This is a genomic window from Streptomyces sp. NBC_01190 (assembly GCF_045039895.1).
Classification (GTDB): Bacteria; Actinomycetota; Actinomycetes; order Streptomycetales; family Streptomycetaceae; genus Actinacidiphila.
The window spans coordinates 3,109,814-3,132,552 of the sequence record NZ_CP108580.1 but is presented as its reverse complement, the minus strand read 5'-3'; the positions used below and the strand labels follow the sequence as shown (position 1 = coordinate 3,132,552).

Annotated in this window: 16 protein-coding genes; 7 read left to right on the top strand and 9 right to left on the bottom strand. The window is 74.0% G+C overall.

Going from position 1 to position 22,739, the window contains the following annotated elements; all coding sequences use genetic code 11:
- Positions 1 to 116 precede the first annotated feature (116 nt).
- A complete protein-coding gene (locus tag OG519_RS13035) occupies positions 117 to 1,844 on the bottom strand; it encodes an LPXTG cell wall anchor domain-containing protein (RefSeq protein ID WP_405582781.1) in 1,728 nt (575 codons plus the stop codon).
- 220 nt (positions 1,845 to 2,064) lie between these two features.
- On the opposite strand from OG519_RS13035, the gene OG519_RS13030 reads away from it, so the two are divergent.
- Together OG519_RS13030 and OG519_RS13025 are read left to right on the top strand one after the other, a co-directional pair.
- Positions 2,065 to 3,717, top strand: a complete 1,653-nt coding sequence (locus tag OG519_RS13030; RefSeq protein WP_405582779.1) for a DNA repair helicase XPB — start codon at positions 2,065 to 2,067, stop codon at positions 3,715 to 3,717.
- A 283-nt stretch (positions 3,718 to 4,000) separates the two neighbouring features.
- Positions 4,001 to 4,756, top strand: a complete 756-nt coding sequence (locus tag OG519_RS13025; protein ID WP_405582777.1) for a VanZ family protein — start codon at positions 4,001 to 4,003, stop codon at positions 4,754 to 4,756.
- 162 nt (positions 4,757 to 4,918) lie between these two features.
- Here the strand turns inward: OG519_RS13025 and OG519_RS13020 are convergent, their stop codons facing one another.
- Positions 4,919 to 7,771, bottom strand: coding sequence for a helicase C-terminal domain-containing protein (locus OG519_RS13020; protein ID WP_405582775.1), 2,853 nt, complete (start codon positions 7,769 to 7,771; stop codon positions 4,919 to 4,921).
- A gap of 131 nt (positions 7,772 to 7,902) precedes the next feature.
- Between OG519_RS13020 and OG519_RS13015 the strand changes: the two genes are divergently transcribed.
- Together OG519_RS13015 and OG519_RS13010 are read left to right on the top strand one after the other, a co-directional pair.
- Positions 7,903 to 9,039, top strand: a complete 1,137-nt coding sequence (locus OG519_RS13015; protein WP_405582773.1) for a hypothetical protein — start codon at positions 7,903 to 7,905, stop codon at positions 9,037 to 9,039.
- Between the two features lie 550 nt (positions 9,040 to 9,589).
- Complete coding sequence (locus OG519_RS13010) at positions 9,590 to 10,216, top strand: HAD family hydrolase (RefSeq protein WP_405582771.1); 627 nt, start codon at positions 9,590 to 9,592, stop codon at positions 10,214 to 10,216.
- Here OG519_RS13010 and OG519_RS13005 read toward each other — a convergent pair.
- Complete coding sequence (locus OG519_RS13005) at positions 10,195 to 10,455, bottom strand: hypothetical protein (protein WP_405582769.1); 261 nt, start codon at positions 10,453 to 10,455, stop codon at positions 10,195 to 10,197. The two genes, OG519_RS13010 and OG519_RS13005, sit on opposite strands and share 22 nt — an antisense overlap.
- A gap of 187 nt (positions 10,456 to 10,642) precedes the next feature.
- On the opposite strand from OG519_RS13005, the gene OG519_RS13000 reads away from it, so the two are divergent.
- On the top strand, positions 10,643 to 11,026 hold the full coding sequence (locus OG519_RS13000) for a cold-shock protein (RefSeq protein WP_405582767.1): 384 nt from the start codon (positions 10,643 to 10,645) through the stop codon (positions 11,024 to 11,026).
- Between the two features lie 361 nt (positions 11,027 to 11,387).
- On the opposite strand, the gene OG519_RS12995 is transcribed toward OG519_RS13000, so the two are convergent.
- The 4 genes from OG519_RS12995 to OG519_RS12980 form a co-directional block, all read right to left on the bottom strand.
- Entirely contained in the window at positions 11,388 to 12,311 is a 924-nt protein-coding gene (locus OG519_RS12995; RefSeq protein ID WP_405582765.1) for a 1,4-dihydroxy-6-naphthoate synthase, read from the bottom strand.
- A gap of 54 nt (positions 12,312 to 12,365) precedes the next feature.
- Positions 12,366 to 13,130 (bottom strand): futalosine hydrolase, encoded by a 765-nt coding sequence (locus tag OG519_RS12990; protein ID WP_405582763.1) that lies wholly within the window; start codon positions 13,128 to 13,130, stop codon positions 12,366 to 12,368.
- Positions 13,127 to 13,618, bottom strand: coding sequence for a hypothetical protein (locus tag OG519_RS12985; protein ID WP_405582762.1), 492 nt, complete (start codon positions 13,616 to 13,618; stop codon positions 13,127 to 13,129). Before OG519_RS12985 ends, OG519_RS12990 begins: the two co-directional genes overlap by 4 nt.
- A gap of 195 nt (positions 13,619 to 13,813) precedes the next feature.
- Positions 13,814 to 15,193: an MFS transporter gene (locus OG519_RS12980; RefSeq protein ID WP_405582760.1), complete on the bottom strand. Its 1,380-nt coding sequence runs from the start codon at positions 15,191 to 15,193 to the stop codon at positions 13,814 to 13,816.
- 270 nt (positions 15,194 to 15,463) lie between these two features.
- Between OG519_RS12980 and OG519_RS12975 the strand changes: the two genes are divergently transcribed.
- Positions 15,464 to 16,222, top strand: coding sequence for a DUF3027 domain-containing protein (locus OG519_RS12975; protein WP_405582758.1), 759 nt, complete (start codon positions 15,464 to 15,466; stop codon positions 16,220 to 16,222).
- Positions 16,223 to 16,400: 178 nt separating this feature from the next.
- Positions 16,401 to 19,640, top strand: a complete 3,240-nt coding sequence (locus OG519_RS12970) for a sacsin N-terminal ATP-binding-like domain-containing protein (protein WP_405582756.1) — start codon at positions 16,401 to 16,403, stop codon at positions 19,638 to 19,640.
- 66 nt (positions 19,641 to 19,706) lie between these two features.
- On the opposite strand, the gene OG519_RS12965 is transcribed toward OG519_RS12970, so the two are convergent.
- Positions 19,707 to 22,169, bottom strand: a complete 2,463-nt coding sequence (locus OG519_RS12965) for an HAD-IC family P-type ATPase (RefSeq protein ID WP_405582754.1) — start codon at positions 22,167 to 22,169, stop codon at positions 19,707 to 19,709.
- A 159-nt stretch (positions 22,170 to 22,328) separates the two neighbouring features.
- Positions 22,329 to 22,607 (bottom strand): DUF2530 domain-containing protein, encoded by a 279-nt coding sequence (locus OG519_RS12960; protein ID WP_405582752.1) that lies wholly within the window; start codon positions 22,605 to 22,607, stop codon positions 22,329 to 22,331.
- Positions 22,608 to 22,739 lie beyond the last annotated feature (132 nt).

Genomic DNA, 22,739 nt, shown 5'->3' with positions numbered 1-22,739 from the left:
TGGGGGGCGGGCGTGCGAAGAGGCCGGCCGCCCAGGGTGACCTGGGTGGCCGGCCTCCTTCGTGCCCGCGGACGGGGGGTCCGTCCGCTGCCTGCTTCCTTCCTAACCGGTCGCGGTTAGCTGTGGCGTCCGCGACGGCGGGTGAAGACCACGATCAGGCCGCCGGCTCCGAGGACACCGGCCGCGGTCAGCGCCATCCACTGGACACCGTCGGCGCCGGTGTGCGGCAGGCCGGCCGGGGTGGTGTGAACGGGGTGCGGGTGGGTCGGCGGAATGTGGGTCGGCGACGTGTAGGTGGGCGGGGCGGTGTGCGTGGGGTGCGGGTGCGGGTGCGAATGAGTGGGCGGAATGTGGGTCGGCGGGGTGTGCGGGGGCCTCGTGGGCGGGGTGTGCGGTGGCTTGGTCGGCGGGGTGGGCGGCTTCGTGTGGTGCGGGGGGTGCCAGGTATGTGTGGGCTTCGGGTGGTGCGGGGGGTGCCAGTGGTGCGGCGGCTTCGGCTGGTGCGTGCTCGGCGGGCAGCTCGTGGTCGGCTTCGGGGGCTTGGTCGCCGTGGGCCAGGGCTTCGGGTGGCCGTAGCCGGCGCCGTGGCCGCTGCCCGGGTCGCCGTGGCCGTACCCGTTGCTCGTGGTGGTGGGCTGCGGGTGCTCGTGGCCAGTGCCGTTGCCGAATCCGGCGAGGTAGTCGCTGTCCGAGTCGCTGTGTCCGGCCGGGGCGGTGTGCCCGTACGCGGGGGTGGCCGGGGCGGTGTGGCCGTACGCCGGGGTGGTCGGCGTGGGCCGGCCGTAACCGGTTCCCGGGTCGTCGGTGGGGTCCGGGGCGCCGTAGGCGGTGCCCGGGTCGTCGGTGCCGTAGGTGTCGGTGCCGTAGGCGTCGGCCGGGTCGCTCTCGCCGTAGCCGCTGTCCGAGCCGCTGTCCGAGCTGCTGGGGGCGGCGCCGGTCGTGGTGGCGGGGCGCGGCCAGGAGTGGCCGCCGTCCCAGGAACCGGTGCTGAAGCCGGTGGCCGGGGCGCCATGGGTGGTGGAGCCGTTGCCCGACCAGCCGTGTCCGGAACCGCTGTGGGCGGAGCCCTGCCAGCCGGTGCCGGTGCCGGTGCTTGTGCTGGAGCCGGAGCTGGTGCTCGCGTCCGAGCCGGTGCCGGTGTTCGAGGCGGTGCTCATACCTGTGTTCGTGAACGTGCCCGTACCCGGGCCGGCGCCGGTTGCACCGCCGGAGTGGCCGCCCTGCCAGGACGACCCCGTGCCGCTGTCGGCGCCGGGTCGCTGGCCGTGGGATTGGCCCTGCCAAGGTGACCCGGTCGTGGTCTGGGCCGCCGGCTGCTGGGCCTGCGCGGCAGGGTCGGCCGAGGGCCGCTGGCCCTCGGCGGCGGCCGATGATCCGGCGGCGCTGTCGGCGGCGGGTCGCTGGCCGTGGCCCTGCCAGGGGGACCCGGTGGAGGTGCCGGCCGCCGGCTGCTGACCCTGAGCCGCCGCGGGCTGTTCGCCCTGAGCCGCCGCGGGCTGCTGGCCTTGGGAGGCGGCCGCCGCTGACCCGGTGGTGTCGGTCGTGGCGGCGGCGACGGGTCGCTGGCCATGGAATGGGCCGGTGCCGGTGCCGGTGCCGGTGCCGGTGCCGGAGCCGCCGTCGGCGCCTTGCTGGGCGCCGCCGCTCTGGGTGAAGGGACTGGTCGGGCCGCCGCCGTCCGCGGGCGGGAGGCCGGCCGCGGAAGCGGGGAGCAGCAGGCCGGTCGCGGCCAGGACGGCCACTCCGACGACTGCCGTGGACGCCGTGACGGCACGGAGCGTCCTCCGCTTGCGCGGCGGGGCGGGAGGATGCGTCTGCTGGTGATCCATAAGTGCAGAAAACATCAAATACGACTCATCACCTTGTATGCCACGAAAGATGACACCCCAAGTTCGCACGGATGGCCACCCCAGCGCCGGTGAATGCCGCCCGAACGAGTGAACCCCTGGTCCCACCGGTATCCGACGTACAATTTTCTGTTCCCCCCGAACGCTCCAGCGGGCCCCGAGCCACGCGGCCCCCGGAACGTTCACCCAACGCGCTTCCCGACCGCGGAGGTCCTGCGTGTCCTGTCTGATCGTCCAGAGCGACAAGACCCTCCTGCTGGAGGTCGACCACGAACAGGCCGACGCCTGCCGGCGGGCCATCGCCCCCTTCGCCGAGCTGGAACGCGCTCCCGAGCACATCCACACCTACCGGCTGACCCCGCTCGGCCTGTGGAACGCCCGCGCCGCCGGCCACGACGCCGAGCAGGTGGTGGACGCGCTGATGGAGTACTCCCGCTATCCCGTGCCGCACGCCCTGCTGGTGGACGTGGCCGAGACCATGGACCGCTACGGGCGGTTGCGGCTGAGCAAGGACCCCGTGCACGGGCTGGTGCTGACCAGCACCGACCGCCCGGTACTGGAGGAGATCCTGCGGTCCAAGCGGATCCAGCCGCTGGTGGGCGCGCGGATCGACGAGGACACCGTGCTGGTGCACCCCTCCGAGCGCGGCCAGATCAAGCAGGCGCTGCTGAAGCTCGGCTGGCCGGCCGAGGACTTCGCCGGATACGTGGACGGTGAGGCGCACCCGATCGAGCTCGACGAGTCGCAGTGGAGCCTGCGGCCGTACCAGAAGCAGGCCGTGGAGAACTTCTGGCACGGCGGGTCGGGCGTGGTGGTGCTGCCCTGCGGCGCCGGCAAGACGCTGGTGGGCGCGGGCGCGATGGCCGAGGCCAAGGCGACCACGCTGATCCTGGTGACCAACACCGTGTCGGCCCGCCAGTGGAAGCACGAGCTGGTCCGGCGGACCTCGCTCACCGAGGACGAGATCGGCGAGTACAGCGGCACCCGCAAGGAGATCCGGCCGGTCACCATCGCCACCTACCAGGTGCTGACCACCCGGCGGAAGGGCGTCTACCCGCACCTGGAGCTCTTCGACTCCCGGGACTGGGGTCTGATCGTCTACGACGAGGTGCATCTGCTGCCGGCGCCGGTCTTCAAGTTCACCGCCGACCTCCAGGCGCGGCGGCGGCTCGGGCTGACCGCCACGCTGGTCCGCGAGGACGGGCGCGAGTCGGACGTCTTCTCGCTCATCGGGCCCAAGCGGTTCGACGCGCCGTGGAAGGAGATCGAGGCGCAGGGGTACATCGCGCCCGCCGACTGCGTCGAGGTCCGGGTCAACCTCACCGACTCCGAGCGGCTCGCGTACGCGACCGCCGAGGCCGAGGAGAAGTACCGGTACTGCGCCACCACCGCGACCAAGCGGAAGGTGACGGAGGCGCTGGTCGCCAAGCACGCGGGGCAGCAGACGCTGGTCATCGGGCAGTACATCGACCAACTGGACGAGCTGGGCGAGCACTTGGGTGTGCCGGTGATCAAGGGCGAGACGTCCAACGCGCAGCGGGAGAAGCTCTTCGAGGCGTTCCGGCAGGGCGAGATCTCGGTGCTGGTCGTCTCCAAGGTGGCCAACTTCTCCATCGACCTGCCCGAGGCGACGGTGGCGATCCAGGTCTCCGGCACCTTCGGCTCCCGGCAGGAGGAGGCCCAGCGGCTCGGCCGGGTGCTGCGGCCGAAGGCGGACGGCCACGAGGCGCGCTTCTACTCGGTCGTCGCCCGCGACACCATCGACCAGGACTTCGCCGCGCACCGGCAGCGGTTCCTGGCCGAACAGGGGTACGCGTACCGGATCGTGGACGCGGACGATCTGCTGACGGGGGCGGGCGAGGACATCTGACGCCGGGTCGGCGGGGCTCGCGGTTTTGCCCGCCGGCCGCCGCTCCCGCACCGCGCTCCCGCCGGTTCCCGGCCGTTCCCGCCCGCCTTACGGCCGGCTCCCGGCTGCCGTCCGGCTGGCTTCCCGGCTGCCCTTCGGCTGGTTTTCCGGCTGAATTCCGGTGCCCTTCGGGGCCCTGCCGGACGCGTACGGGGGCGGGTTCGGGGTAGGCGCACGGTCAGCACATTGGGTGCCTACCCGAGGGGGGACGCGGCTCATGGCCGTCCGAGACACGCTGTTCCGCGTGACGTCGAAGCGGGGCGAGCCGAAGTCGCGGCCGGCTCCGCCGAAGGAGGCCGTGCCCAAGGCGCGCGCGCCGAGGTTCCGTACCGCCAGGGCGGTCGACCGCAAACCGCTGCCGCCCGAGCTGCGCGAGCCGGCGCCCAGGACGTCGCGGCTGCGCCGCAGGCCGGTGGGCGGTACGGCCGCCGCCGACACGGCACCGAGCCGCACCCGTACCCTCGCGACCGACACCGACGCACGCCGCCCGGTCCTCCAGCGCCGTTCCTTCGGCTCCACGCTCGCCCGCGCCGCGGTCATGGCCGTGGCGATCATCGGCATGGTCGCCTTCGCGGTGGCCCTCGCCAAGGTGACGCTGGTGCCGTCCCCGGCCTCCGTCAAGCTGATCCACACCAACCTCCGGCCGGGCGCCTCGATCCGCGCCTACCTCGACCAGCCGGCCCTGCGCGACACGGTCAAGCAGATCGGCGGCAACATCCTCCTCGGGGTGCCGTTCGGCATCCTGCTCCCGATGCTCTTCCCGAAGGCCCGCGGCTTCATCCGGGTCGCCGTCATCACCGCCCTGGTGATGGTGATCGTCGAAGCCGCCCAGGGCGCGATCGTCGAAGGCCGCGCCTTCGACATCGACGACGTCATCCTCAACACCACCGGCGCCCTCATCGGCTACCTCCTCCTGGGCCGCCGCCTGGGCCTCGCCCTCCACCCCCGCCGCACCCACTGGTGGCACCGTTACCGCCGCGACCAGAATACGGAGGTGTAGGCGGTCGCCGTGCGCTGTCGGTGGGCCGTGCCACACTCTGAGTGACGCGGGCCGGGAAACGGTTATCGAGGACCCGTTTCCGGTTGAGGTCGACCCGGGGCGTCTCGTACAGGCCCGGGGCTGACGGCGCCGGAACGGTTTGAGCTGATTTGAGCTGAGGGGTCAGGCGGGGTCGTCGGCCAGTTCGGAGACGCCGGTGATGCGGTGGAGGGGGAAGGTGCGGACCTCGTCGGCGTTGTGGTCGTAGGCGGTGACGTAGCCGCCCTCGACGCGGACGGGGGCGATGACGCGCTGGCTGGCGGCGCCCTCGGCGTTGACGTAGCCGATCCAGAGGGAAGAGCCGGTGAGGACGGCGGCCTGGATGGTGGCGAGGCTGTCGGCGGTGGGGGAGCGGGGAAGCCCTTGCTCGGTGGCGCCGTTGGCGCCGTTGGGCCCGGTGGCCGTCGCGGAGGCGCGGCGGACGGCGGTGCTGGCCCGGTCGCCGGCCCGGATCGCCTTGACCGCGGCGCCGAGCAGCCGGTCCTGCGGCACCGGCGGACCCTCGCCGACCGGGACCGGCGGGGTGCGCGGCGGGGTGCGGCGGGCGTCGGGGCGGCTGATCACCACATCGCCCTCGGCCGATTCCGCGGCCGGCGCCAGCCCCATCGCGCGCAGCCGGTCGAGCAGCGTCGAGGGCTCGGTCTGCGCGGCCACCACCGTCGGGGCGAGGCGGCGCAGGCCCAGGCCTGACGCGCGGCGGTCGGCGAGCAGTTCGGTGAGCAGCGCGTCGTCGTCGCAGCGCAGATACGCGGACGCCGCGCCGACCCGCAGCGTGCCGTGCCGACGGGCCACGTCGTCGATGAGATAGCTGAGCGGCTGCGGCACCGGCGTACGGGAGTGCACGGTCAGGAAGGACTGGAGCTCGGACGCGGAACGCCCGGCGTCCAGGGCCCGGCGGACCGACTCCGGGGTGAAGCGGTAGACGGTCGCGCCGCCCTTGGACTCGATGTCGGCGAGCACGCCGAGGGTCTCGGCGAGCGGGGCGATGAGCGGTCCGGGCGCGACCGCGGTCAGGTCGGCCTGGAGCAGGACGTGGTCGAGCGGCTCGGGGAGCAGCGGCGCGAGGGTGGCGGCCGCCAGATCCGTACCGTCGCCTTCGCTGCCATCGCCGTTCTTGCCGCCACTGCCCTTCCCGCTGCTGCGGCTACTGCCGCCACTGCCGCCACCGCCGTCGAGAAGTGGCCGGGCGTGCGCGGCCAGGGCGCCGCGGCCGGTGATCCCGAGGGTCTCCGCGTCGTTGAGGGTCCAGCCGAGCAGATCGCCGCGGAAGGCGTCCGCCCCGGCCCGCAGCGGACGTTCCCAGCGCAGCCGGGCCAGCAGGGACGGCTGATCCGCGGCCGAACCCGGCGGCAGCTCGGCGAGCAGCCGCAGCGTACGGCGGCGGACCTGCGGCGTCAGCGACCGGTCCAGGTCGGGACCGAGCGCCGACAGCGCCCGGTTCTTCGGGTCGCGGCTGCCGACCAGACCGGGGGTGCGGGTCGCGGTCAGCCACGCGCCGGCCAGCACCACCCACTGCCGGGCGGCCGGCTGCTGCCGCCAGTCGTCGGCGGCCGGGGTGGGCGCGTAGGCCTCGTCCAACTCGCCGTCGGTGGCGATCAGACCGGCGGCGTAGGCCAGCTCCAGCCAGAAGGCGGTCTCCTGCTCGGGCAGGTCGAGGGCCCCGGCGGTGCGGCGCAGTTCCCGGACGCTGATGCCGCCGGCCCGCAGGACCGGCGGGCCACCGCTCTGCCAGGCGGTCAGCACCTCGGTGACGATCCGGACCGCGGTGAGCGCCTGCCCGGCCGCGGTCAGATCCACCGTCCGCGGGGTCCTGGCGACCGCCGTCACCTCGGGCGGGGTCGGCTGCGGCGTACGGTGCGCCCGCCCGCCCCGCAGGGTCAGCGCCGCCTCGCGGGGCAGCACCACGTTGTGCGGGCCGGACGGCAGCAGCACGCCCCTGGCCAGCAGCCACTGCACGGGCGTCACCGCGTCGGCGGCGCGCACCGCCACGTTCGCGTCCCGGACCTCGCCGTACGGCGGCCCCCACACCAGTCGCTCCAGAACTCCCCGAACCCCCTCCGGCGCCCTGGCGAGCAGCGCCGCGAGCCGCTCGGGGTCGCCGAAGAGCCCGGCCAGCGCGTTGAGGGCGCTCACCGGATCGTGGGTGGCCGCGAGCCCGGCGTCCCGCAGTACCTCCTGCAAGCGCGCGGGCGACATCCCCGCGGTCGCCTCGCCCACGGCGGGCCCGAGACCGGTCGCCGAGGCCATGGCCGCGGAAGGGGCGAGTACGTCGCGGGCCGTACGGACCAGGCGCAGCTCGTCCTCGCCACCCCACACGATCCCGCGTACCCGCAAGGCCGCCAGGGCGGCGGGCAGGGCGTCGGTGATCGCCCGCACCACCGCCGGGTCGAGGGGCGCGTCGCCGAGGGGGAAGTCGGCGGGGGTGGAGACGCGGCGGGGGGCGGGGGCGGTGTCGCCATTGTCGGTGGCGGCGGCGGAGGGCGGTGCGGTCGGGCCGGGGGCGGCGGACGCGGGTGCGGTGGAGGCGGGTGCGGTGGAGGCGGGTGCGGCGGCGGGGTCGGGGGCGGCCGTGTCGGCGGCGGGGGCTTCGGTGCGGCCTTGGGCGGTGGGCGGTTTGGCGGCGGCAGCCGGGGCGGCTCCCTTGGCGGCGGCGCCGGATCCCCGCCTCCCACGAGCCGCCGACGTGCGGCCGGTCAGCAGCGAGCGCAGCGACGCGTAACCGCAGGGATCGGGCGAGATCGCCAGCGCCTCGGCCACCTGCCGGGTGAAGGTGTCGAGATGCTCCAGCGCGCGCAGCACCGACGCCCGGGTGACGGCACGGGTCGCGAGCTGGGTGAGGTCGGTGGGGACGGGCGTGAGGAGATCGGGGCGCGTACGCAGCAGCAGGGCCAGGGCCGCGTCGTCCCGCGCGCGCAGGTCCTCGGCCAAGGTGCGCGGGGCGTGGGCCGCGGCGCCTTCCCGGGCTTCACTCGTCATCCGTCCCACAGTAGCCGCACCGCTCGAATATCCGAGCCCGCGCATGGGGTCGCTTGGGACGCGGACAGCCGCGGGCGTCGCCGGGTACCGTCGGGGCAGGCCAACAGAGAGCGCTGAAAGGGGGCTTGGCGGTGGGCGTCGAGAGCGACCGGTTGGTGTTCGACTATCTGAGCCGGATCGGCGATCTGGCGCAGACCGCCCTGCCCGCCGCCCAGCGGATGCAGCTCGTCGCGCGGCTGCGGACCGACATCGCCAAGCAACGCGGCGGCAGCGACAGCCCGGCCGCCGTCCGCCGCATCCTGGACCGGATCGGTTCGCCGGACGCGGTGGTGGACGCGGCGGCCGAGAGGGGCGGGACGGCGGGCTCGGGTAGCGGGGGAAGCTGGGGCGGTGGGGGCTGGGGCGGTGGCGGTACGGTGCCGCCGCCCGGTGCGGAGGCGCCGACCGGCTACTACGGTCCGTACCGCAAGCCCGAGGCGGCGGGTCGGCCGGAGAGTGCGGGAGGTGCCGGGGGTGCCGGAGGCTCTGGGGATGCCGCGGGTCCCGAGGGCCCCGGGGATGCTGCGGCGTCCGGGCCCACCGGGGCCACCGAGTGGTGGCGCGTCCAACCGGCCGGCGGCCGGCCGCCGGCCGGTGAAGAGCTGGCCGGGCTGCCCGGGATGACCGGTGGCGTGACCATCCCTCTGTACGACGAGGATCTTGTCGAGGACGTGGTGGACGGCCCGTTCGGCCCCCGGGTCGTACGGAAGCGGCTGGTGCCGGTGGAGGAGGCGGCGGCCGAGGAGGCCGAGGGGCTTCCCGAAGCCGTGGCAGGCAAGAGCCGCTGGTGGCCGCGGCTGCCCGGCAGGGGCGGAGCCGCCGCCAAGGCGGAGAGGGCCGCGAAAACCGGTAAGGCCGGTGAGGCGGCCAAGGTCGCCAAGGCCGGCCGGAAGGGGTGGGGGAGCCCGGTCCTGCTGCTGGCCGCCGCGTTGCTCGTCGCGGGCGCGGCGATCGGTTCGCTGATCCCGATGGGTCTCGGCTGGCTGCTGGGCTACTTCTCCCGGCGCCTCAGCCGCCAGCAGGCGAAGTTCGGCATCCTCGGCATACCCGGCACCGCCGCCCTGGGCATGCTGGTCTGGCTCTGGGGCCGCGACGTCGGCAAGTGGAGCACACCCATCGCCGACGGCAAGCTCGGCGAGGCGATCCAGGACGCCCTCCCCGCCACCATCCGCCTCGCCGCGATCGGCTCCGCCCTCTACCTCCTCTGGCGCTCCCGACGCACGGCGTGAGTTGGTGACCCTCTCGCCTCGGGGTACCGCAGGGTGGGTGCCCCCGTAGGTGTGGGGCCCGCCCTGGCTCCTTATTGCCGCGCCCTCGCCTCGGGGTGACCTGCGCGGGTAGGGGTGCCCCCGGAGGGTGGGTGTCGCCTGGGGGGAAGGTGGGTGAGGGGGTGCCGTTGGAGGTGAGGGTGCGGGAGGGTGGGCACCCCCGTAGGTGTGGGTGCCGCCCTGGCCCTTTTTGCCGCCCTCTCGCCTCCGGCCGCTCAGACCCGGTGTCGACGGTCGATCGTGCTCGACTCCTCGTACCTCGGAGCCTCCGCGCGTTCTCCCTTTCGACACCGGCGCGGCCTTTGGCTCGCTGGCTACCGGCGAACCCGGAGCGGAAACGGTGCCCAACGAGGGTGACGCAGGGCGTTGAGCGGGCCCCCGGGGTGAGGGCGCGGCAATAAGGGGCCAGGGCGGTGCCCATACCCACAGGGGTGCCCGCCCCAGGGTGCCCGCACGGGCGGAGGTCACCCGGAGGCGTGGGTGCCGTGGGAGAGGGGGGACAATCTGAGGCGTGACCAAGAACCCTGCCCCGTTCACCGTCGGGTTTGACCTTGATATGACGCTGATCGACTCGCGGCCCGGTATCAAGGCGGTGTACGACGAGCTGGCCGCCGAGACCGGGGTGTTCATCGACTCCGCGCTCGCGGTGACCCGGCTGGGGCCGCCGCTGGAGGAGGAGTTGGCCCACTGGTTCCCCGCGGAGCGGATCGTGGCGGTCGGCGAGCGCTACCGCGAGCTTTATCCGGCGCACGCGATCGCGCCGACCCCGGCGATGCCCGGCGCGATCGACGCCGTCGCGGCAGTCGCGGCCGCCGGCGGGCGGCCGGTCGTGGTCACCGCCAAGTACGGGCCGAACGCCGCGCTCCACCTCGCCCACGTCGGGATCGACGCCGACGTGCGCGGCTGGCTGTGGGCCGAGGCCAAGGCCGAGGCGCTGCTCGAGTACGGCGCGTCCATATACGTGGGCGACCACATCGGTGACGTCCGAGGCGCCCGGCTGGCCGGCGCCGTGTCCGTGGCGGTGTCCACCGGCCCGTGCGACGAGGCCGAGCTGCGGGCGGCCGGCGCCGACGTGGTGCTGGCGGATCTGACCGGATTCCCCGCCTGGCTCGCCTCTTACAGCTCCGCGGTGGCCTGACCGCCCTCCGGCCCGCGCGCCGCCTGCCGCTGGGCGAGCGCCGACCGCAGCAGGCCGCCGAGCGCCAGCGCCAGTCCCAGCGCCATCAGCATGGAGACGAAATAGGCCGGCGTCGGAAGTGGCCTGGTGTGCAGCAGCAGCGGTGCGATGGTCGCCAGCGTGCCGACCGCCCCGACGAGAAACACGATCGCGCCGATCCTGACCAGCAGGTCACCTGCGCCCATGGTTTGTTTGCTCACCGGACAAGGGTAGATCCGTGGCGTGGACGCCGTGGACCGTGGATCCGGACCTCGGCGTCTTGTCACAGGGCGGCGGGCCATTAGCCTGTTGCCAGCGGGTTTCCGATGAGGCCCGCCCACGCGTTGCTTCGATGTGGTTCCACGTCATTTCCAGCAGCATTTCCAAACAGCGAGGACGAGGTCGGACGTGCCTACCGGCAAGGTCAAGTGGTTCAACAGCGAGAAGGGCTTCGGCTTTCTCTCCCGCGACGACGGTGGCGACGTCTTCGTGCACTCTTCGGTGCTGCCGGAAGGCGTGGCGGCGCTCAAGCCCGGTCAGCGGGTGGAATTCGGAGTGGTCGCGGGCCAGCGCGGAGATCAGGCACTCTCGGTGACGCTGCTCGACCCGGCCCCCTCGGTCGCCGCGGCTCAGCGCCGCAAGCCCGACGAACTGCTGCCCATCGTGCAGGACCTCACCACGCTGCTTGAAGAGGTGGCCCGTTCGCTGCAACGGGGCCGGTACCCCGACAAGGCACACGGCAACAAGATCGCTACGGTGCTGCGGGTGGTGGCGGACCAGTTGGACGTCTGATCCGGTGCCACCGGACACCGGTGAGCCCTTCTTCGGTGTCCCCGGTGTTCCGGGCTTCCGGCCCGCCGATCTTCCGGCCGATCTTCCGGCCTCGGGCCCGGTTGAATCCGTTAACCAATGGCCCAAGTTTTCCGGCCGACACTCGCTCGGCCTTGGCGGCGCTTTACCGGACGGCTCCATTCCGGTAAGGCGCCGCCGGACGTTTTCCGGCCGCCTTTTCGAGTTTTCCGGCCACGTTTCGCCGACCGCCTTCGCCGACCGCCTTCGCCGGCCATCTTTGCCGACCGTGTTTGCCGGCGGTTACCGCCTCGCTCCGGCCGTCTTTCCGGTCGGTGCCACTCGGCGCGCGCTACTACGACGGTCAAAAGACCAGCGCGTCCGCCGGGAGCGCCGGCACCAGCCCCTCGGCCGCCGCCCGGGTCAGCAGCCCCCGTACCGCCGCGTAGCCGTCCTCGCCCAGGTCCGCGGTGAACTCGTTCACGTACAGCCCGATGTGCTGGTCGGCGACGGCCGGGTCCATCTCCTGGGCGTGCGCCAGCACATACGCCCGGGAGGCCGCCGGATCGTCCCACGCCATCCGTACCGAGGCACGCGCCGCCGCGGCCAGGTCCTGGAGCCGCTCCTTGCCCAGCGAGCGCTTGGCGATGATCGCGCCCAGCGGGATCGGCAGCCCGGTGGTGGCCTCCCAGTGCTCGCCCATGTCCGCGAGCTTGTGCAGGCCGTAGTCCTGGTAGGTGAAGCGCGCCTCGTGGATCACCAGGCCCGCGTCCACCCGGCCGTCCCTGACCGCCGGCATGATCTCGTGGAACGGCAGCACCACGATCTCGCCGACCCCGCCGGCCACTTCGTCGGCGGCCCAGAGCCGGAAGAGCAGATATGCGGTGGAGCGCTCGCTCGGCACCGCCACCGTCTTGCCCGCCAGGTCCACGCCGGGCTCCCGGGTCAGCACCAGCGGGCCGCAGCCACGGCCGAGGGCGCCGCCGCACGGCAGCAGCGTGTACTCCGCGAGCACCCAGGGCAGCACCGCGTACGAGACCTTCAGTACGTCGAACTCGCCGCGTTCCGCCATCCCGTTGGTGATGTCGATGTCGGCGAAGGTGACGTCCAGCGGGGGCGCGTCCGGGACCTGGCCGTGCGCCCAGGCGTGGAAGACGAAGGTGTCGTTCGGGCAGGGGGAGTACGCGATCTTCAGCGCCGCGTTGTCGGCGGCGTCAGCGGCGCCCGCGGCGTATGGGGCGTGAGCGGTGTCGGTGTCGGTGTCGGTGTCAAAAGTGTCGTCAGCCATGTTCAGCGTCAACCTCCCATATGACCGGGTGATTTCCAGCGGTCCGTTTGACGTTCACGGGTGCGCCGGGCCGTCCGGCGGCGGGGCGCTCGCCGTGACCGGGGCCAGGGCGGCCGGGAGCCGCTCGAACGCGGTGGTCAGCGCCGCCAGCGCCGCGCCGATCCGCCAGGCCGCCCGGTCCCGTGGGCCGACCGGATTCGACACGGTACGGATCTCCAGGACCGGCACCCCGGCGGCGCTCGCCGCCTCGGCCACGCCGAAACCCTCCATGGCCTCGGCCACGGCCCCCGGATGACGCCGGCTCAACTCGGCGGCGCGGGCCGCGCTGCCGGTGACCGTGGAGACGGTCAGCACGGGCCCGTACACGGCCGCCAGAGCCGCCGCGACGGCTCGTACCGACTCCTGGTCCGGCACGTGCTCGCAGGTCCCGAAACCCAGCTCCGTGACGCTCAGAAAGCCCTCTGGGGTCGCCGCCCCGAGGTCGGCGGCCACGATCGAGGAGGCGACGGCCACCGAACCCACCGGCGCGGTCGGGGCGAAGCCGCCGCCGATGCCCGCCGAGACCACCAGGGTGTACGGGTCGCCGGCCGCCTCGGCGCGGGCCAGCGCGGTCGCGGTGGCCGCGGCGGCAGCGGCGGGGCCGACCCCGGCGGCGATCACGGTCGCACCCGGCGCGGCGCCTCCCGTGGCGCCCTTCACGTCCGGGGTGACCGCCGACCCCGCCGTCCGCAGGCCCGCCGTCACCGCGTCCCGCTCGGCGGCGACCGCGGTCACCACCAGCAGCCGGCCGGGCGGTACGAGCGGGGCCGCAGCGGTCACTGGCCGCGCAGCAGGGTGAAGGAGATGACCCGGAAGGTCTCGTCGCCGGTGGTGTTGCCGGACTCCACGATGTTCAGCGTCACCGACTTCTGCGTCCGGGTCTGCCCCGACTGCGGGTCCTGCGTGTTGAAGAGCTGCGCGCTGTCGAGCTGCCAGTACGTCTTGTTCTTGATCAGCTCGTTGGTGACCAGCGAGGTGCCCTGCACGATCAGCCAGCCCTTGTCGCCGATCGACGGGTCGACCCCGATCCGTACCTGGTCGCCGACCGGCACGGTGATGTGGTGGGCCGGCTTGGCCTGGAGGCAGGCGATGAAGATCGCCTGGGGCAGCTTGGCGCCCTTGGCGTAGCACTTGCTGCTCGCCTCCGCCTGGACGGACTTCGAGCCCACGGTCACCGTCGCCTGCGCGGTCGGCTTGTCGCAGGCGGTGAGGGCGATCAGCCCCAGGGAGATGGCACCGATAGCGGTGACGGCGCGGCGAATGCTCATGGGGGTGAGGCTACCGGGCGGCCGACTCCGGCCCGCGCGCGGGTGCGGAGTGCTCTCCGGTCGCGGTAGGGGCGGTGCCTGCGGCTTTGCGCGGGGGCTTTCGCCGTGCCGCCGTCGCCCACTCGCCGTCGCCCTGCCGTCCATCCGCCGTCGCTTCGCCGTCCTGAGCGGGTCGGCGCCGCGGGGCGGTTCGCCCTACGCGACCCGGGCCGCGGAGCCGCCGCCGCGACGGGCCGCGCCCAGCAGGCCGCGTACCGAGATCAGGAACGCCAGCAGCACCAGACCCGCCGCCACCCCCATGCCGAGCGACGGGCTGCTCAGCGGCAGCACGATGCCGAGGCCGCCACCGACCACCCAGGCGAGTTGGAGGACCGTCTCGGAGCGGGCGAAGGCCGAGGTGCGGACCTGCTCCGGCACGTCCCGCTGGATCAGCGCGTCCAGCGAGAGCTTGGCCAGCGACTGCGAGATGCCCGCCACCGCCGCGACCGCCGCGACCGTCAGCAGGCCGAACCAGCCGGCCGCGGCCGCCGCCACCGACAGGGCGAACACCAGCACGGTGGCGATGATGATCTCCGGGCCGCGCGCCTTCAGCCAGGCGCCAAGTGCCGTCCCCAGCGCGTTTCCGACGCCGGCCGCCACCACGACCACGCTCAGCGACACCGCTCCGCTCAGGCCGCCCACCGGATGCTCGCGCAGCAGGAACGCCAGGAAGAACGTGAGGAACCCGGACAGCGCCCGCAGCCCCGCGTTGCCCTGCAAGGCGTGCAGCACCGAAGGGCCGACGCCCAGCAGACCCGGCTTCTTGCCCGGAATCCCGGCCGGCTCCGGTGACGCCTCCTCGTCCGCCCGCAGCCGTGCCTTGGCCTCACCGCGGGCCGAGTCCACCTTGTGCGGCAGCGACATCGACAGCAGCGCCCCGCACAGGAAGACCACGAACGCCGCGTAGAGCGGCCACTGGGGCCCGATGAAATGCAGGCCCGCCCCGATCGGCGCGGCGACCGCGGTGGTCAGCAGGCCGGCCAGGGTGACCCGGGAGTTCGCCTTCACCAGCGTGGTCCGGCTCGGCAGCAAGCGGGGCACCACCGCGCTGCGTACCACCCCGTACGCCTTGGACGACACCAGCACACCGAGCGCCGCCGGATAGAGCCCCAGACCCGCGGTCGACACCACCCCGGCCATGGTCCAGGCCAGCACCGCCCGCGCCACCATCGAGGTGGCCATCGCGGCCCGCCGGCCGTGGCCCAGCCGGTCGAGCAGCGGGCCGATCACCGGGGCGAGCACCGCGAAGGGCGCCATCGTCACCAGCAGATAGAGCGCCACCCGGCCGCGGGCCTGCCCGGTCGGCACCGAGAAGAACACGGTGCTGGCGAGGGCGATGGTGATGAGCATGTCGCCGGCCGAGTTGACCGCGTGCAGTTCGATGAGTTTCGAGAGGCCCGACTCGCCCGCGCCTCCCGCGCGTGTCGTACGGCGGATACGCCGGAGCACACCGCCGAAGACCCGCCCCGCGCCGTGCGCGAGGGCGCGCCCACCCCTGCGTACGGGCCCAGGGCCCGCGGTCACGGTTCGTGCCACGGGCCAATCCTGCCCCAATCGGAGAGCCCCGCACCCCCTCCTTTGCCATGGTGGTGCGCACAGGTAGGTTGCGATCGCGCAGAATGGTGGCAACAGGTGCGCCCGGGGGACGCTCGGGCAGACCGGGGAAACTGACCGGGGAGCATGGGAACGAAGGCGTTGAAGCGGTCCACAGGTCCGCTCCGCCCTCGCTCCCGGTACCGGGTCCGTCCCCCGTGGGCGCACACGTGAGACGGCGTAGAGAGAGAAACGATTTCTGTGAGTCCTGCGATGCGAAGCCGTACCCCTGACCGCCTGTGCGCCGAGGCGGTCGATGTCGCACTGGCTATGACGCAGGAGGCGGCCGGGCCGAACTCCGTCGGTGCGCACCTCGGGGTGGTCGCCGAGGGTGATCGGGTGGTCACCCATCACTTCGCCTGCGAACAGCCCGGCTACCGGGGGTGGCACTGGGCCACCACCTTGACCAGAGCCTCGCGCTCCAAGCAGATCACCGTCGACGAGACGGTGCTGCTGCCCGGGGACGACGCGGTGCTGGCGCCGGCCTGGGTGCCGTGGAGCGAACGGCTGCGGCCCGGCGACATGGGCCCCGGCGACCTGCTGCCCACCGAGGCGGACGACTTCCGGCTCGAACCCGGGTGGACGGGCGAGCCGGACCCCAGCGAGGGGGAGGAGGTCCCGCTGCCGTCGGTGGCGGAGATCGGCTCGGTCGCCTACGAGATCGGGATGGGCCGGCGGCGGGTGCTCTCCCGCGAGGGGCTGCACGCGGCGGCGGACCGGTGGGAGGAGGAGTTCGGGCCCAAGAGCCCGATGGCGATCGCGGCGCCGGCGCCCTGCCTGAGCTGCGGGTTCCTGCTGCCGATCACCGGGTCGCTGCGCCAGGCGTTCGGGGTGTGCGCGAACGAGTTCTCACCGGCGGACGGCCGGGTGGTCTCGCTCGGGTACGGGTGCGGGGGACACTCCGAGGCAGCGGTGATGCCGCCGGCGGTGGAGCCGTCGCCGATGGTGCTGGATGATCTTGACGAGGGGTAACGCGCCTCTCGGGGCGCGCCCCGCGTTCCGGGGGTGCGCCGCCGCCGGCCGGTGCGGGTCGATCGGGAGAAGAAGCAGCGGTGGACCCGGGCCGCGGGGGGACGGGGAATGGCGGTACCGTCACGACTGGCAGGGCCCCGCAGGGGTCGCAGGGTGAGTGATGGAGAGGGCGCCGTAAGTGACCCGCGCAGGTGTTGTAGGGACCGCCCCGGAGGGTGACGCGGACCCCTTCCGTACCGGAATCCTGCGGCAGGCGGTCCTGACCGCCTGGTCCACCTCCGCCGCCCGCTTCCGCGAGGACGCCAACGCCGAGGAAGACCTCGCGCTCGGCGGCTACCGCGACCGGCTGGCCATCGAACTCGCCCAGAACGCCGCCGACGCGGCCACCCGCGCCGGGGTCCCCGGCCGGCTCCGCCTCACCCTGCACCCGGCCGACGGCGACCGCCCGGCCACCCTCACCGCCGCCAACACCGGCGCCCCCCTCGACGCCGCCGCCGTCGAATCGCTCGCCACGCTGCGCGCCTCCGCCAAACGCGACGACGGCCCCGCCGCGGTGGGCCGCTTCGGCGTCGGCTTCGCCGCCGTGCTCGCCGTCAGCGACGAACCCGCGGTGCTCAGCCGTACCGGCGGCGTCCGCTGGTCACTCACCGAGGCCCGCTCACTGACCGCGGACGTGCCGGGTCTCAGCGACGAGTTGAACCGCCGCAACGGCCATGTCCCGCTGCTGCGGCTGCCGTTCGCCGCCACCGGCAGCGCGCCGGAGCCCTACGACACGGTGGTCGTCCTGCCGCTGCGGGACGCCGCCGCCGAGAAGCTGGCGGACCGGCTGCTCGCCGCCGTGGACGACGCGTTGCTGCTCGCGCTGCCCGGACTCGCCGAAGTCGTCATCGAAACCCCCGACGGCATCCGTACGCTGACTCGCCGTCAACTCGACGACGAGTACGCACCGGATGACGTACTGATCGAGGACAGCGCGGGAACCGCCCCCACGCGCTGGCGTGTCGACGCCGCCGGGGGCGCGCTGGAACCCGGACTTCTCGTGGACCGGCCGGTGGAGGAGCGGCTGCGGCCGGTCTGGTCGGTGACCTGGGCCGTCCCGGTCGACGCGGAAGGCGCCCCGCGCACCCCCGCGACCGCCGGCGTCGTGCACGCCCCGACACCCACCGACGAACCGCTCGGGCTGCCCGCCCTGTTGCTCGCCTCCTTCCCGCTCGACCCGACCCGGCGGCACGCCGCCCTCGGCCCGCTCACCGACTTCCTGCTCGACCGCGCCGCCGAGGGATACGTCCGGCTGCTCGCCGGCTGGCGGCCGGTCGGCACCGGAGTGGTCGACCTGGTGCCAGGGCCGCTCGGCAAGGGCGAACTCGACGCCGAACTGCGCCGCCGGATCCTCGCCGAACTGCCCCGTACCGCCTTCCTGCCCCGCGCCGCCGAGACGCCGGTGGAACCGGTGGCGGCCCCGGTCGCCGACCCCGAGGCGTGGGACGGTGGCGGCCCGCTCGTCGGCGACGGCCACGCGCTGCGCCCGGTCGAGGCCGAAGTGGTGGAGGGCGCCACCGCGGAAGCCGTGCGGGTGCTGGCCGAGGTACTGCCCACGCTGGTCCCCTCGACACTGGAACGCCGCCCGGCGCTGCGGCAGTTGGGCGTCGCCCGGCTCTCCCTCGCCGACGCGGTCGACCGGCTGGCCGGCGCCGAACGCCCGGCCGAGTGGTGGTGGCGGCTCTACGACGCGCTGGCCGGCACCGACGCCGACGTGCTCAGCGGCCTGCCGGTACCGCTCGCCGACGGCCGTACGGTGGTCGGCCCCCGGCAGGTGCTGCTCCCGGTGCGCGGCGACCACGACGAGGGCGACCGGCACGGCGCGGACGGCGCACCCCGCGCGGATCCGCTGCTCCTGGCCCGGCTCGGGCTGCGCGTCGCCCACCCCGACGCCGCCCACCCGCTGCTGGAGAAGCTCGGCGCCGCCCCGGCCACGCCCCGCGCCATCCTGACCACCCCGCAGGTGCGGGCCGCCGTCGCCGCCTCGCTGGACGACGACCACGCCGCCTGGGACGACGAAACCGGCCTGGACGCGGACGAACTGGCCGACGTGGTGCTCGGTCTGGCCAAGGCCGCCGGGCTCGCCCCCGGGGACGAGCCGTGGCTGGCCGCGCTCGCGCTGCCCGACGAGGACGGTGAACTCGCTCCGGCGGGCGAGCTGATCCTGCCCGGCAGCCCGCTGGAAGAAGTGCTCAGGGAGGGCGAACTCGCCTCCGTCGACGCCGAACTGGCCGCCCGCTGGGGCGAACAGCCGCTCGCGGCCGTCGGGGTGCTCGCCACCTTCGCCCTGGTCCGGGCCGAGGACGTGGTCCTCGACCCCGACGACGTGGAGCCGCGCGACAGCGACTGGGCGGAACCCGACGACGTGGGCCTGCTCGACGCGGTCGACGTCTGGTGCGAGGACGTACTCGACCAGTTGCCCGAGACCGATGTGCCGCCGGTCGCCACCGAGGTGATCGGGGTGCGCGACCTGGACCTGGTCGACGACGACGCCTGGCCGCAGGCGCTGGCACTGCTCTCCAGGCCGCCGCTGCGGGACGCCGTGACGCTGCCGGTCCGGGTGCTGCTGCCCGACGGCACCACCGAGTCCGTACGGCCGCACGCCGCCTGGTGGCTGCGCGACCATCCGGTGCTCGGCGGCCGGCGCCCCGTCGGCCTGCGCGCGGCCGGCGGCGACCGGCTGCTCGCCGGGCTCTACGACGAGGCCGAGACCGACGAGGGCGTGGACGAACAGGTGCTGCGGGCCCTCGGGGTGCGCACCACCGTCGCCGCGCTGCTCGCCGAACCGGGCGGCGCCGCCGAACTGCTCGGCCGGCTCGCCGATCCGGCGCGCGAGGTGGCCCCGGCCCAGCTCCTCGGCCTCTACACCGCCCTCGCCGAACTCGATCCCGAACAGGTCACCCTGCCGGACGCGTTGCGGGCCGTCGTGGACGGCGAGACGGTCGTGGTGGACGCGGCGGAAGCGCTGGTCGCCGACGCCCCCGATCTGCTGCCGCTGGCCGGCTCCCGCCCGCTGCTGCCCGTACCACCGCGTCTGGCGGGCGACTTGGTTGAACTCCTCCAGGTCCGCCGGCTGACCGAGGCCCTGGACGCGGCCGTCGTCTCCGAAGGCGAGCCGCACGAGGTGCTCCCCGCCGTCCACGACCTTCTCCCCGGCGCCCCCACCACGTATGTGGAGCACGAGGAACTCCTGCTCACCGGGGAGATCGAGGTCGACTGGCGCTGGACCGACGGCACCCTGCACGCCGCGACCGTCGAGGGCGTGGCCGCGGGCCTGGCCTGGGCGGCCGGCCACTGGGAGCGCCGCTTCGAACTCGCCGCCCTCCTCGAAGACCCCTCCCGCACCGAAGAACTCGCCCAGGCCCGCTGGTTCGACTGACCCCTCCGGGCCGCCGGGGCCGCGCTGCCGCCGGTCTGCGGTGTTTCGCGGGTCCCGCCCCAGGCCCTAGCTCTCGTCCGGCGGCTCGTGGCGGCGGACCCAGGACCAGGCGATCTCCAGGGCCACCGCTCCCACCGCGGCGATGCCCACCGCCGTCCAGGGCAGCTCCATCCCCACCAGGCGCAGCGCGAAGTAGCGCTGCAACCAGGGCGTGGCCAGCACGACCAGGAAACCGGCGCCCATCGCCAGCAGCAGCACGATCCGCCAAAAGGTGTACGGCCGGGCCACGATCGCGAGCACCCAGACCTCCAGCAGGAAGAGGGTCAGCGTCGCCGCGCTGGCCTCCGCGCCGAGGGCGCCGGCGCCGGTGTAGTGATGCCGTGCCGTCAGATACGTGATGAAGGTGGCGACGCCGCAGACGACACCGGACGGAACCGCGTAGCGCAGCACCCGGTGCACGAAACGCGGCCTGGCGCGCTCCGTGTTGGGGGCGAGGGCGAGGAAGAAGGCCGGGATGCCGATGGTGAGGGTGGAGAGCAGCGTCAAGTGGCGGGGCAGGAAGGGGTAGGGGATCTGCCAGAAGACCACCAGCAGCGCGAGCAGCACCGAGAAGACCGTCTTGGTGAGGAACAGCGTGGCGACCCGGGTGATGTTGCCGATCACCCGGCGCCCCTCGGCGACGACCGAGGGGAGCGCCGCGAAGCTGTTGTCGAGCAGCACGATCTGGGCGACCGCCCGGGTGGCCTCGGAGCCGGCGCCCATCGCCACGCCGATGTCCGCGTCCTTCAGGGCGAGTACGTCGTTGACGCCGTCGCCGGTCATCGCCACGAGGTGGCCGCCCGCCCGTAACGCGCCGACCATCTCCCGCTTCTGCCGCGGGGTGACCCGCCCGAAGACCGAGCCTCCCTCCAGCGCCGCCGCCATCGCCCGCCGCTCGGCCGGCAACTCCCGCGCGTCCACGGGGTGCTCGGCGCCCGGCAGGCCCAGCCGCGCGGCGACGGCACCCACCGACACCGGGTTGTCCCCGGAGATCACCTTGACCTCGATCCGCTCCTCGGCGAAGTAGCGCAGCGTGTCGGCGGCGTCGGCCCGCAGCCGCTGTTCCAGCACCACCAGGGCGTAGGGGGTGAGGTCCGAGGCCACCCGCTCGTCGTCCAGGTCCCGCTCGGCGACAGCCAGCAGCAGCACCCGCAGGCCGTCCGCGCCGAGCCGCTCCACCTCGGCGAGGAGGGGGTGCCCGGCGGGGAGCAGTACGTCGGGGGCGCCCAGCAGCCAGGTCGTGGTCCCGCTCCCGCTCCCGTCGGTGCCCTGACCGGGGCCGGTGCCGGGACCGGCGCCGGGGTCGGAACCCGGACCCGGACCCGGACCGGTGAGGGTGGCGCCGCCGAACGTTCGGGCGGAGCTGAAGGGCAGCGCGGCGACCGGCCGCCAACCGCCGGCGTCCGAGGGCGGATAGGCGGCGATGATCGCCCGCAGGCTGGCGTTGGGCCGGGGATCGGCGGCGCCCAGCGCGGCCAGCACCCCGCGGGCGTACCCGAGGTCGGCGCCCCGCACGGGCCGCAGCTCGTTGACGCTCATACCGCCCTCGGTGAGGGTGCCGGTCTTGTCCAGGCACACCACGTCCACCCGGGCCAGTCCCTCGATCGCGGGCAGCTCCTGCACCAGGCAGTTCCGCCGGCCGAGCCGGATCACGCCGATGGCGAAGGCGATCGAGGTGAGCAGCACCAAGCCCTCGGGCACGATCGGCACGATCCCGCCGACCGTACGGCGGACCGCGCCGCGTACGTCGTGCCGGCCCACGGTGAACTGGCTGATGATCAGACCGATGGCGGTGGGCACCATCACCCAGGCCACGTACTTCAGGATCCGGCCGATGCCGTTGCGCAACTCCGAGTCGACCAGGGTGAAGCGGGCGGCCTCCTCGGCGAGCTGGGCCGCGTACGCCTGCCGGCCGACCTTGGTGGCGGTGAAGGCGCCACGGCCGGCCACCACGAAACTGCCCGACATCACCTCGTCGCCCGGGTGTTTGAGCACCGGGTCGGCCTCGCCGGTCAGCAGCGACTCGTCGATCTCCAGATGCTCCGCCTCGGCGATGGTGCCGTCCACCACCACCTTGTCGCCGGGACCCAGCTCGACCAGGTCGCCGAGCACGACGTCGGAGGCGTGCACCTCGGCGGACTCGCCGTCCCGGCGGACCCGGGGCCTCGCCTCGCCGACCACCGCGAGGCTGTCCAGCGTCCGCTTGGCGCGCAGCTCCTGGACGATGCCGATCGCGGTGTTGGCGACGATGATGAAGCCGAAGAAGCTGTCCTGGATCGGGCCGACCACCAGGATGACCGCGAAGAGCCCGCCGATGAGGGCGTTGAAGCGGGTGAGGACGTTGGTCCGCACGATCTCCCGGGTGGAGCGGGAGGAGCGGGCCGGCACGTCGTTGACCTCACCACGTGCCACCGCCCCGGCGACCTCGGCCGCGCTGAGCCCGCGGCCCCGGCCGGCGGATCCCTCGGCGCCGGGGGTGGGTTCCGTCATGGCCCCGACGCTACGTGCCGGAACCGGCTTCCCCCGGGAGGAGCGGCCCGCGCGGGCGGGGCGGCGCCTGAGGTATGGATCCCCGACTGCCCCCGACTGCCCCCGACTGCCCCCGGCGCCGCTCCCTGGTGTCGCCGGCCGCTCCCAGTTGCTCCCGGACTACTCCCCGGCGGTCGGTCCCGGCAGCTCCCGGGACCGGCGTATCGCGTCCCGCCTGGTCCGGACGTACCACAGGCCGAGCAGCCCGCAGGAGCCGCCGGCCAGGCAGCTCCAGATGAACCAGGCGTGCCCGTGGTCGGAGTACCAGCCGTAGAAGGGGAGCTGCGCCAGGAAGAGCACGAACCAGACGATCACGCCCACCGTGATGGTCGCGACGTCGTTGGCCTCCAGCGGCTCCGGGGCCTCGCGCAGGGGGGTCCGCTGCATGCTGCTGCTCATGGTGCCCATCGTATGCGGGGGGTCTGACAGATGAGCCGCGGGCCCGGCTCCGGTGTCCGATCCCCGTAGGGCACCTTGCGTACGGTGCTCACTCGTAGGAGTGAGGCCGACGGGGCGTTGAGTTTGCTTAGC

Excerpts from the sequence above, each read along its gene's own strand:
- OG519_RS13035 (WP_405582781.1), bottom strand. The coding sequence starts at position 1,844 with ATGTTTTCTGCACTTATGGATCACCAGCAGACGCATCCTCCCGCCCCG.
- OG519_RS13020 (WP_405582775.1), bottom strand. The coding sequence starts at position 7,771 with ATGACGAGTGAAGCCCGGGAAGGCGCCGCGGCCCACGCCCCGCGCACC.
- OG519_RS12995 (WP_405582765.1), bottom strand. The coding sequence starts at position 12,311 with ATGGCTGACGACACTTTTGACACCGACACCGACACCGACACCGCTCAC.
- OG519_RS12985 (WP_405582762.1), bottom strand. The coding sequence starts at position 13,618 with ATGAGCATTCGCCGCGCCGTCACCGCTATCGGTGCCATCTCCCTGGGG.
- OG519_RS12975 (WP_405582758.1), top strand. The coding sequence starts at position 15,464 with ATGCGAAGCCGTACCCCTGACCGCCTGTGCGCCGAGGCGGTCGATGTC.
- OG519_RS12965 (WP_405582754.1), bottom strand. The coding sequence starts at position 22,169 with ATGACGGAACCCACCCCCGGCGCCGAGGGATCCGCCGGCCGGGGCCGC.
- OG519_RS12960 (WP_405582752.1), bottom strand. The coding sequence starts at position 22,607 with ATGAGCAGCAGCATGCAGCGGACCCCCCTGCGCGAGGCCCCGGAGCCG.